Origin of the sequence: Kitasatospora sp. RG8 (assembly GCF_017813315.1) — a bacterium.
Taxonomy (GTDB): Bacteria; Actinomycetota; Actinomycetes; order Streptomycetales; family Streptomycetaceae; genus Kitasatospora.
In genome coordinates this window covers 1-10,470 of record NZ_JAGIYX010000065.1, presented here as the reverse complement: position 1 = coordinate 10,470, position 10,470 = coordinate 1, and the positions used below count along the sequence as shown (strand labels likewise).

General features: G+C 75.1%; 7 protein-coding genes. 2 read left to right on the top strand and 5 right to left on the bottom strand.

Features of this window, described 5'->3' with window-relative positions; translation table 11 throughout:
• Positions 1-130 precede the first annotated feature (130 nt).
• The 4 genes from ccrA to J5Y04_RS40855 all read right to left on the bottom strand — a co-directional run bounded on the left by ccrA (position 131) and on the right by J5Y04_RS40855 (position 4,581).
• Positions 131-1,360: a crotonyl-CoA carboxylase/reductase gene (gene ccrA / locus J5Y04_RS40870; protein ID WP_307853562.1), complete on the bottom strand. Its 1,230-nt coding sequence runs from the start codon at positions 1,358-1,360 to the stop codon at positions 131-133.
• A gap of 11 nt (positions 1,361-1,371) precedes the next feature.
• A complete protein-coding gene (locus J5Y04_RS40865) occupies positions 1,372-2,358 on the bottom strand; it encodes an alpha/beta hydrolase (protein WP_209417621.1) in 987 nt (328 codons plus the stop codon).
• 124 nt (positions 2,359-2,482) lie between these two features.
• A complete protein-coding gene (locus J5Y04_RS40860) occupies positions 2,483-3,517 on the bottom strand; it encodes a 3-oxoacyl-ACP synthase III family protein (protein WP_209417620.1) in 1,035 nt (344 codons plus the stop codon).
• Positions 3,514-4,581 carry a ketoacyl-ACP synthase III family protein gene (locus tag J5Y04_RS40855; protein WP_209417619.1) on the bottom strand — a complete coding sequence of 356 codons (1,068 nt, stop codon included), beginning with the start codon at positions 4,579-4,581 and terminating at the stop codon, positions 3,514-3,516. The genes J5Y04_RS40860 and J5Y04_RS40855 overlap by 4 nt, the downstream gene beginning before the upstream one ends.
• A 701-nt stretch (positions 4,582-5,282) precedes the next feature.
• Here J5Y04_RS40855 and J5Y04_RS40850 point away from each other — a divergent pair.
• Together J5Y04_RS40850 and J5Y04_RS40845 are read left to right on the top strand one after the other, a co-directional pair.
• Positions 5,283-6,287: an Lrp/AsnC family transcriptional regulator gene (locus J5Y04_RS40850; protein ID WP_209417618.1), complete on the top strand. Its 1,005-nt coding sequence runs from the start codon at positions 5,283-5,285 to the stop codon at positions 6,285-6,287.
• A 121-nt stretch (positions 6,288-6,408) separates the two neighbouring features.
• A complete protein-coding gene (locus tag J5Y04_RS40845; RefSeq protein WP_209417617.1) occupies positions 6,409-7,968 on the top strand; it encodes an MFS transporter in 1,560 nt (519 codons plus the stop codon).
• Between the two features lie 283 nt (positions 7,969-8,251).
• Here the strand turns inward: J5Y04_RS40845 and J5Y04_RS43390 are convergent, their stop codons facing one another.
• A complete protein-coding gene (locus J5Y04_RS43390; protein WP_209417616.1) occupies positions 8,252-10,333 on the bottom strand; it encodes an AfsR/SARP family transcriptional regulator in 2,082 nt (693 codons plus the stop codon).
• Positions 10,334-10,470: the final 137 nt, after the last annotated feature.

Sequence of the window (10,470 nt, the reverse complement as noted above, 5' to 3'; positions counted from 1 at the left end):
CTGGCCGCGGGCCGGCCGGGCGTCCGGGGCCCGGGGGCGGCGGCGGGCGGTGGCGGCGGGCGCGCCGGGGGCGGGCGCCGGGGCGGGCGGGCCGTGGGTGCGGGCAGGGCCCGGGGCGGGGCGGGTGCGGCTACTCGTCGTCGCCGGGGGCGTTGATGCGCACGGCCATGTTCCCGGAGGGGTGGAGGTTGTCGTGCATCAGCTGGTGCAGCTTGCCGATGTCGGCGAAGTCGCCGGTGTGGCTGAGGCAGGGGTCGACGTCGCCGTTGGCGATGAGCCGGCTCAGTTCGTGGCACTGGCGCAGGTTGAAGCCGTGCGAGCCCTGCAGGCGCTTCTGGCGCATCCACAGGAAGCGCAGGTCGACGTCGCCGTGGTAGCCGGTGGTGCCGCCGCACAGGACGACCATGCCGGCGTTGTCGCACAGGTAGATGGAGGTGGGGATGGTGTCCTGGCCGACGTGTTCGAAGACGATCCTGGGGGCGCGGCGTTCGCCGAGGTGCTCCCAGAACGCGCTGCCGAAGCGGCGGACCTCCTGGAGCCAGCGCCCGGAGGCGTCGGCGTCCTCGATGTCGGGCAGCCGGCCCCAGTGGGTGTAGTCGTTGCGGTCGATGACGCCCTGGGCGCCCAGGCCCAGGCAGTACTCGGCGCGTTCCTTGCTGGAGGCGACGGCGATCGGGGTGCCGCCCAGGGCCCTGGTGATCTGGATGGCCATGGAGCCCAGCCCGCCGGAGCCGCCCCAGATGAGGACCGGGTCGCCGGGGCGCACGACGTTGGGGTGCCATCCGGTGAGCTGGCGGTAGGCGGTGGCGCCGGACAGGACGTAGGCGGCCGCCTGCGCCCAGGAGAGGCGTTCGGGCTTGGGCACGCACTGGTAGTCGTTGACGACGGTGAACTGGGCGAAGGAGCCGAAGTTGGTCTCGTAGCCCCAGGCCCGGTTGGAGGCCGAGGTCATGGGGTCGGCGCCGAGGCGGATGTCGGAGGCGCCCTCGTCCCAGACGCCGCCCGAGACGACGACGTGGTCGCCGACCGCGACGTTGTGGACGCCGTCGCCGACGGCCCACACGATGCCCGAGCACTCGGAGCCGCCGATGTGGAAGTCCTCGGCCTCGCCCTTGCGCCGGCGGGCGGCGATGACGTCGACCGGCTTGCCCAGCGCGGCCCACACGTTGTTGTAGTTGATGCCCGCGGCCATCACGTAGATGAGGGCCTGGCCGCGTCCGACGGCGGGGACGTCGACGACCTCGCCCTGGAAGGCCTGGACGGGGGCGCCGAACCTCTCGCGCCGGATGACCGAGGCGTGCATCTTGGCCGGGACCGCGCCGGTGGGGGGCAGTTCGCCGAGATCGTACAGTTCCTTCACGGTGGTGTTCCTCACTCGGGAGTGCGGACGGCGTTGTCCGCGCTGGTCGTTGTGCCGCGGCGGGGCCGGTGCGGGCGGGGCCGCCGCGGGGCGAGGGTGCGTTCCACGGCCGCCAGCACCTCGCGGGTGGCGGTGGCGGCGGCGGGGACGATGTCGGCCATCAGGAGGAAGCCGTGGACCAGGCCCGGCACGTCGAGGTGCTCGACCTCGACGCCGTCGGCGGCCATCCGGGCCGCGAGTTCGGCGCCCTCGTCGTGCAGCGGGTCGAACTCGGCGGTGACGACGACCGTCGGTGCCAGGCCGCGGTGGTCGGCGTTGAGCAGGTCCACCGCCGGGTCGCCGCCGTGTGAGGGGTCGGGCAGGTACTGCTCGTAGTACCAGCGCAGGTCGTCCAGGTCCGCCAGGTGGCCCGAGCCGTAGGCGTGCAGGGACGGCGACTTCATGGCGGGGTCGGCCGGCGGGTAGACCAGCAGCTGCGCGGCGAAGGCGGGGCCGCCGTGGTCGCGGTGGTGCATCGCGACGCCCAGGGCCAGGGCCGCGCCCGCGCTGTCGCCGGCGATCACGTGGGTGCGCCCGGGGAAGGCGCGCTGCGCCCACCGGGCGGCGGCGACGGCGTCCTGGAGCGGCCCGGGGTAGGGGTGTTCGGGGGCGCGGCGGTAGCCGGCGGAGACGACGACCGCGCCCAGGGCCACGGCGGTGCGCCGGCACACCTGGTCGTGGGTGTCGACGTCGCCGACCGTCCAGCCGCCGCCGTGCAGGTAGGTCACCAGGCGGCCCCGGTCGCCCGGCGGCAGGTAGGTGCGCACGCCGAACCCGCCGCCGGGGGCGTCGACGTGCAGGTCGGCGACCGCGGCGACCGGCTCGGGCGCGGCAGTGCCGCGGGAGCGGGCCGCGCTGTCGGCGTAGCGGCGGCGCAGCTCGGTGACGGTGAGTGTGCGGGCCGGCGGCGGCGGGTCGGCGGCCTGCCAGCGGATCAGGGCGCGGATGAAGCGGTCCATCGGCACGGTTGTCTCCTCGGGTCGCACCGGTGCGGGCTGCGGCGGCGGGTCGGGTGCGGCGGGTGCGGCGGGTGCGCCCGGGCGTGGCCGGCCCGGCCAAGGTGGCGGGGCCGGGGCCGCGCTTTCACCACTGGAGCAGCGTGAGACCGATCGAGACGCCGCCGCCCATGCCGACCAGGAGCACCTGGTCGCCGCGGTGCAGTGCGCCGGTGCGGGCGGCCTGGTCGAGGGTGACCGCGATCGACGCGGCGCCGGTGTTGCCGTACTGGCCGACGGTGCGGTGCAGCACGGCGTTGGGCAGGTCGAGTGCGGCGGCCAGTTCGTCGAGCATGACGCCGTTGGGCTGGTGCGGGACGACGTGGGCGATGTCGGCGGGCAGGACTTCGCTGTCGTGCAGGAACTGCTTGACCAGGCCGGGGACGGTGGCGCCGGCGAACTCCCGGGCGGTGCGCCCGTCCATGGTGAAGTAGTGCAGGCCGGCGTCGTGGGTGGCGGGGTCGTAGGGGCGGCGGCTGCCGCCGGCGGGGACCTCGATGAGGCCGGTCATGTCGCTGTAGAAGTGGAACATCGAGGTGCGGATGCCGTGGCCGTGGCGGGCCGGGCCGATGACGGCGGCGCCGGCGCCGTCGCCGAACAGGACGGCGGACCTGCAGTCGGCGGGGTTGAGGATCCGCGAGTAGACGTCGGCGCCGATGACGAGCCCGTACCCGCCGCAGCGGGCGACCATGGCGTGGACGACGTCGAGCGCGTACACGAAGCCGGCGCAGACCGCGTTGAGGTCGAAGACGGCGACGCCGGTGGTGGGGGCGCCGAGGTTGCGGTGGACGTAGGCGGCGGTCGCGGGCTGCTGCTGGTCGGGGGTGGAGGTGGCCACGACGATGACGGACAGCTGGCCGGGGGTGATGCCGGCGGCGTCGAGGGCCTGGCGGGCGGCTGCGGTGGCCAGGTCGGAGGTGGCCTGGCCCGGTTCGGCCCAGCGGCGTTCGCGGATGGCGGTCTTGCGGACGATCCACGTGTCGTCGACGCCGGCGGGTGCGGCGACCTCGGTGTTGGTGACCACCCGGTCGGGCAGGCACCGTCCGGTGCCCAGGATCGCGACGGGGCCCGGCGCGGGTGCCGTGGCGGGTGTCGTGGCGGGTGTCGTGGCGGGTGTCGTCATGGCGTGACGTCCGCGGGCAGGGCGAAGTCGGTGGTGGTGTCGGTCCAGTTCGGCACGGACTCGATCTCGATCGCGGCGACGGTCAGGGAGTAGCCGCCGCCGGCGCTGACCAGGAGCACGTGGTCGCCCTGGTGCAGTTGCCGGGTCTCGGCCAGGCGGGCGGTGCCGGCGATCAGGTCGCCGGCGCCCAGGTGGCCGGTGTGGCGGCCCCAGTCCATCAGCGAGCGTTCGGGCGTGATGCCGAGGGGCTGGAGGAACTGCACCTGCATCAGGCCGTGGCCCATGTTGGGCATCAGGATCCTGGCGAAGTCGTCGAGCTTGTGGCCGGTGGTGTCCAGGACGGAGCGCACGAGGGTCAGCAGCGCCTCCTCGCAGCGTTGCAGCACCGACTCCTTCCCGACCTCCTCCAGGTAGGACTTCTTGGGGGTGCGCAGGTCGTTGAGGGCCTCGCCGTAGAAGGTGGTGAACGGGTGGGCGCCGCGCCACAGCGGTTCCAGGGAGGCGTCGGTGAGCGACTGGACGGCGTGGATGCGGGCGAAGCCGCCGGTGGTGGACAGGACCATCGCGGTGGCGCCGTCGCCGCCGACGATGCCGTAGGCGCCGCGCCAGCGGTTGACGCCGGGTGCGCAGAACCGGTCCGCGGTGGTGATCAGGGCGGTGGTGGCGCGGCCGGCCTGGAGCTGGGCGGCGGCGAGGTCGATCGCGGCCATGCCGCCGTTGGAGAGGCCTTCCACGTTCACCGAGAACGCGCCGTGCAGGCCCAGTTCGCGCTGGATGTAGGGCGCGGAGGTCCAGCCCCAGTCGCGGCCCTGGTGGTAGAGCGAGGCGTGCACGAGCAGGTCGACGCGGTCGCCGGTGGTGGCGGCGGCGCGCTCCAGGGCGCGGCGGCCGGCGATCACCGCCATGTCGGGGACGGGGGTCTCACCGGTGGCGACCGGCAGGCACAGGATGTTGTTGACGGTGAAGTCCTCGGCGGTGTACCGGCCGTCGGCGACCGCTTCCTTCGCGGATTCCGCGGGCGGAATCCAGGCCGCGGCCGAGGTGATGTAGACAGGGGTGTTCAATTTCCAGTTCCTCCGAGTTCTGTGCCCGTCGGGCCGGCGGTTTGTGCGGGCTCCGAATTGCCGGGCCTCTTCGCCGTCCGGCCTCGCGCCGAGGTGGCCCGGTCCTGGCCGCCCGGTGCCGGCGCGGCCGGTGTTTCGGCCCGTCAGGCGGTGGACGGGGTGCGCGGTGCCGTGAGGGGTGTGCCGGGTTGTGCGGTCACCGGCCTGCCCGTGGGAAAGCCCGCCCGGCGAGTCCGCCCGCCCATTCCATGGGCGTTTCATCGCAGTAATTCCCACGCTACAGCGGCCGTCCCGGCAATTCGCATATGGATTCCTCATGACTTGCGGTTAATAGTGCACACGGCCCCGGGAGGCGGGGCGCGGGCGGGGCCCGGGCGCAGGTGGCGGCGGGCGGGGCCGGGGCGCAGGTGGCGGCGGGCGGCGGCATTGCCAGATGACGGTTCGTCAGGTCGGTTGCGTCGGGTGGTGGTTGCCTCCGCCGGTGGCGTGCCCGGTGGTGGCGCTGCGCCGGTTGCGTCGGGTGGTGGTGCCTGCGGTGGCGGCGTGCGCCAGGTGGCGGCTCGTCAGGTGGTGTGTGTGGTTGGCGTGTTGATTGCGGGGCGGGGTGCTGCTTCGGTGCCGGGTGCCGGGGTGGGTGCCGGGTGGGGTGGGTGCGGGGCGGCCCCTCGCGCGCCGGCGCAGGCATCAACTACGTTCGCCAGATGGATTCCGGCCCCCTGGACGATCTGGACCGCCGTCTCGTGCACGCCCTGCAGCTCGACGGGCGGGCACCGTTGAAGTACATCGCCGAGGTCCTCGGCGTGTCCGACCAGACCGTGGCCCGGCGTTACCGCCGGCTGCGCGGGTCGGGGGCGATGCGCGTGCTGGGGCTGCCCCACGCCGGGCGCTTCGGCCACATCGAGTGGCTGGTGCGGGTGCGGTGCACGCCGGACACCGCGGGCGGCGTCGCCGCGGCGCTGGCCCGGCGCGACGACACCTCCTGGGTGAGCCTGACCGCCGGCGGCACCGAGATCGTCTGCCTCACCCGGGCCCCGCACCGCAGTGACGGTGCCGCGCTGCTGCTGCAGAAGCTCCCCCGCACCCCGCGGGTCGTCGACATCTCCGCGCACTACATCCTGCACACCTTCTTCGGCGGTCCCACCGGCTGGCACGGGCGCACCCGGGCCCTGAGCGAGGAGCAGGTGCGGCTGTTGCAGCCGCGGCTGGCCGAGCCGCCGCCGCGGGGCCTGCGCGTGCCGATGCGCGAGGGCGACGGCGCCCTGCTGGCCGCGCTCGCCTGCGACGGGCGGGCCGGCTATGCGGAACTCGCCGCCGCGACGGGCTGGTCGGAGTCGACGGTGCGGCGCCGGCTGGAGTACCTGCGGGACGTGCGGGCGCTGTTCTTCGACGTCGAGATCGACGCGGCGCTGCTCGGCTACGAGACCGAGATCATGCTGTGGCTGACGGTGCCGCCGGCGGAGCTGGTGAGTGTCGCCGAGCAGTTGTCCCAGCAGCCGGAGGCGGTGTTCACCGCGGCGGTGTCCGGGCAGTCGAACCTGGTGGCGATCGTGGTGTGCCGGGACATCGACGCGTTCTACGACTTCATGACCACGCGGATCGGGGCGCTGAGGGCGGTGAGCCACGTGGAGAGCGCGCCGGTGCTGCAGTCGGTCAAGCGGGCGGGCCGTCTCCTGCCCGCGGGCAGGCCCCTGTTTCCGTCACGGTAGGCGCCGGCGTGTCGGATTGCGTCACTTCGCGGCCCGTGGGTGGGCGCCGGCGCGGCGGGCCCCGATGGTGGCCGGGTCAAGGGGCCCGGCGGGCCCCGGAGCATCCGGGAAGGGGGCTCTTATGCGTAAGTGGTGGCCTTTGGCAGCGATCTGCCTGGGTACCTTCATGCTGCTGGTGGACGTCACGATCGTGACCGTGGCGCTGCCCGACATGGCGTCGGACCTGGGCACCACGCTCCCCGACCTGGAGTGGGTGGTCAACATCTACGCCCTGGCGCTGGCGTCGCTGCTGCTGGGCGTGGGGTCCTCCGCCGACCGGATCGGCCGCAAGAAGGTGTACCTGTTCGGGCTGGGTGTCTTCACCGCGGCGTCGCTGGTGTGCGGCGTGGCCCCGGGTGCGGGTGTGCTGATCGGGGCCCGGGCCGTCCAGGGGTTCGGCGCGGCGGCGATGTTCGGCACGACGATCGCCCTGCTGGGCATGCACTACAGCGGCCGTGAGCGCGGTGTGGCGTTCGCGGTGTGGGGTTCCACCAACGCGATCGCGGCGGCGGCCGGCCCGGTGGTGGGCGGGCTGCTCACGCAGTACCTCGACTGGCGGTGGATCTTCTTCGTCAACCTGCCGGTCTGCCTGGGCGCGGTCGTGCTGACGCTGCGTTTCCTCAAGGAGGCCAGGACGCCGGGGCACCGGCGCGCGGACGTGGCCGGGATGGCGACCTTCACCGTGGCCAGCGGCGCCCTGACGTTCGCGCTGATCCGGGCGCACTCCGACGGGTGGGGTGCGACGCTGACGCTGGCCATGTTCGCCGTGGCCGCGGTGGCGCTGCTGCTGTTCCTGGTGGCGGAGTCCCGGGCCGAGCACCCCGTCCTGGACCTGTCGCTGTTCCGCCGGCCCTCGTTCACCGGCATCATGGTCAGCGGTCTGATCCTGCAGGGCGCGGCGTTCGCCTACCTGTTGTTCGAGTCGCTGTGGATGCAGTCGGTGCTGGGCTACGGGCCGGTCAAGGCGGGCCTGTACATCCTGCCGATGTGCGCGGCGGCGTTCGTCGTCTCGGCGCTGGCCAGCCGTTTCGGGCCCTGGCCGCCACGGGCGTCGATGGGTGGGGGGCTGGCGCTGATCGCGCTGGGGTCGGCCCTGCAGGCCGTGCTCGGTGCGCAGTCCTCGGGCAACGCCATCGTGGCGGGGCTGGTGGTGTCCGGGCTGGGGGTGGGGCTGGTGACGCCGAGCCTGTCGGCGGCGGCGCTGGCCTCGGTGCCGCCGGAGCGTGCGGGCATGGCCGGGGGCGCGGTCAACACGTTCCGCCAGCTGGGTTTCGCGTTCGGCATCGCCGTGTTCGGCGTGATCTTCCAGTCGCGGATCGAGAGCGTGCTGCGCGACGGCGGGCAGGTCGGCGACCCGCACCGGGCGGCCGTCGCGCTCAGCGGCGGGCAGGCCCACTCGGTGGTCGCCGCGGCGCCGGCCGGGGCGCGGGCCGGGGTGGAGCACCTGGTGCGCGAGGCGTTCGCCTCCGGGCTGAACACCATGCTCTACGTGTCGGCCGCGCTCGCCGTCGTGGCCTCGGTCGTCGCCTTCACGATGGTGCGCCTGCCCGGCGCCGCCCCGGCCGGCGCGCCCGGCGGTGGCGGGGCGGGGCCGCAGGCCGGGGCGGGGGCGGGGCGCACGACCGCCGACGCCGCGCGGTAGCGGCCGCCCCTTCCAGGACCGCGGCCGGCGGCGGTGGGTTCACCCCCGGACCCGCCGGCGCCGGCCGCACCGTGGTGGTGCGGTGCGGGCCCTGCCTGCACCGCCCGCACCGCACCACCACCCCCATTCCCTCGCCCCCTGCCCCGCCTGGCCCTGTCCCGTATGGCCCTCCCCCGCCCTGCTCCTCCCCCGCCTGCCCGTGCCCTTCCCGTTCCTGGCCCTGTCCTGTCCCTGTCCCGGCGCGGTGGCTGCGCGGCCGGGCCGGGACCGGGCCGCGGCGGGGTCAGACCCGGGTCAGGGCGGGCGGCGCGGCGGGCGGTACGGCGGGCGATGTGGCGGGGGGTGCGGCGGGGCGGGGTCGCACGGCGGGGCGGGCGGCGGCGCTGAGGGCGCACAGTTCCGCCAGGGCGCGGGTGAGGGAGCGGGCCGCGGCCCGGTGGCCGTCGGTGTCGGCCTGGCGGGAGGCGGCGAGCAGGCCGCCGTGTTCGGTCTCGAACCAGGCCAGGGCGCGCGCGGCGGCGTCCTGGCGGCCGCCGGCCAGGGCGCGCACCGCGGTGCGGGCCCGCAGCAGCCAGGCGGTGAACGCCCGTTCCACGGTGGAGCGGCGTTCGGCCGCGGTGGTCCGGGCCTGCGCGCACTCGTGGGCGAACAGGCGCACGACGGGCGGCATCCGGCAGCGCAGGCGCCCGGTGCGGTGGGTCCCGCGGACCTCCAGCAGGCGGGCGTCGACGAGGGTCTCCAGGAGGTCCTCGGCCTCGGCCTCGCCGGTCTCCAGGACCGCGGCCGCCAGCCAGGCCGGGATCTCCGCGGTGTGCAGCAGCGACAGCCGGCACAGTGCCGTGCGGGCCCCGGCGGCCAGGGCCAGGTAGGCCGGGCGCAGGCAGGAGCGGACGTCGAGGTCGGCCAGGCGCAGTTCGTCCAGCGGGCGGCGGGCGCCGTCGGCGAGGCGGCGGGCCATCTCGGCCAGGGGCCAGTGGGGTTTGGCGGCCAGGCGGCCGGCCACCACCCGGACGGCGATCGGCAGGCGGCCGCAGTCCTCGACGAGGGTGCGGGCGACGTCGTGTTCGGCGGCGACGCGGGCGGGGCCGGCGACGCGGCGCAGCAGGGCGAGTGCCTCGGCGGGTTCGAAGACGTCCAGTTCGAGGGGGTGGGCGCCTTCGAGGGCGGTGAGGCGGGAGCGGGTGGTGACGATGACGCGGCTGCCGGGGGCGGCGGGCAGCAGGGGTCTGACCTGTTGTTCGTGGTGGGCGTTGTCGAGGACGACCAGGGCGCGGCGTTCGGCGAGGACGCTGCGGTAGAGCTGGGTGCGGGCGTGGCGGGTGGCGGGGACGGGGGTGTCGGGTGGGCACAGGAGCTGGAGGAACCATTCGAGGACGTCGTGGGGGTCGGTGGGGCGGCCGTGGGTGCCGTGCAGGTCGGCGTAGAGCTGGCCGTCGGGGAAGGCGTCGAGGTTGTCGCGGGCGGCTTGGACGGCGAGGGTGCTCTTGCCGGTGCCGGGGGGGCCGGTGACGACGAGGGGGGCGGTGGTGCGGTGGTCGCGCAGCAGGGTGGTGAGGTGGCGTAGTTGGGGGCGGCGGCCGGTGAAGTCGGCGGCGGCGGGGGGCAGCATGGCGGGGCGCAGGGGCGGGCGGGCGGGTGGGCGCGGTGGGCGGGCGGGTGCGGGGTGGGCGGTGTGGGCGGGCGGGGTGGGGTGGTGGGGGTCGCCGGCGAGGATGGTGTGGAAGACGTCGTTGAGTGCGGGGCCGGGGTCGATGCCCAGTTCGTCGGCGAGGATCTCGCGGGCGCGCTGGTATTCGGCGAGGGCGTCGGCCTGGCGGCCGGTGCGGTGGAGGGCGGTCATGAGCTGGGCGCGCAGGCGTTCGCGGACGGGGTGGGCTTCGACGAGGGCGGTGAGTTCGCCGACGAGTGCGTCGTGGCGGCCGAGGGCGAGGTCGGCGGCGATGCGGCCTTCGAGGGCGGCCATGCGGGCTTCTTCGAGGCGTGGGAGTTCGATGCGGGCGAGGTGTTCGGTGACGCCGCCGAGGGCGGGGCCGCGCCACAGGGCGAGGGCGGCGGCGAGGTGGTCGGCGGCGGCGTGGTGGCGGTGGGCGGCGGCGGCGTGGTGGCCGGCGGCGGCGAGGCGGTGGAACTCGGTGTGGTCGAGGGTGGCGTCGGCCAGGACGAGGCGGTAGCCGGGGCGGTGGCGCTGGATCGCGGCGTGGGGGGAGAGCAGTTTGCGCAGGCGTGAGATGTAGGTGTAGAGCTGCTGGTCGACGGTGGCGGGGGGTGTGGGGCCCCAGGTGACCTCGCGCAGGTGGGCGTCGGAGACGACGCGGTTGCCGGCGAGCAGGAGTGTGGCGAGGACGGTCTTGGGTTTTTCCGCCACGAGGGTGAGTCCTCGTTCTGCCTGGCGTACTGCGACCGGTCCCAGGACGCGGAATTCCACCCCTGCTACCCCCTTGTGTGTGTGCGGGCCGGGCCGGCCGCGGGCGGTGGTGCGGTGACGTGGGGCCCGGGGGGTGG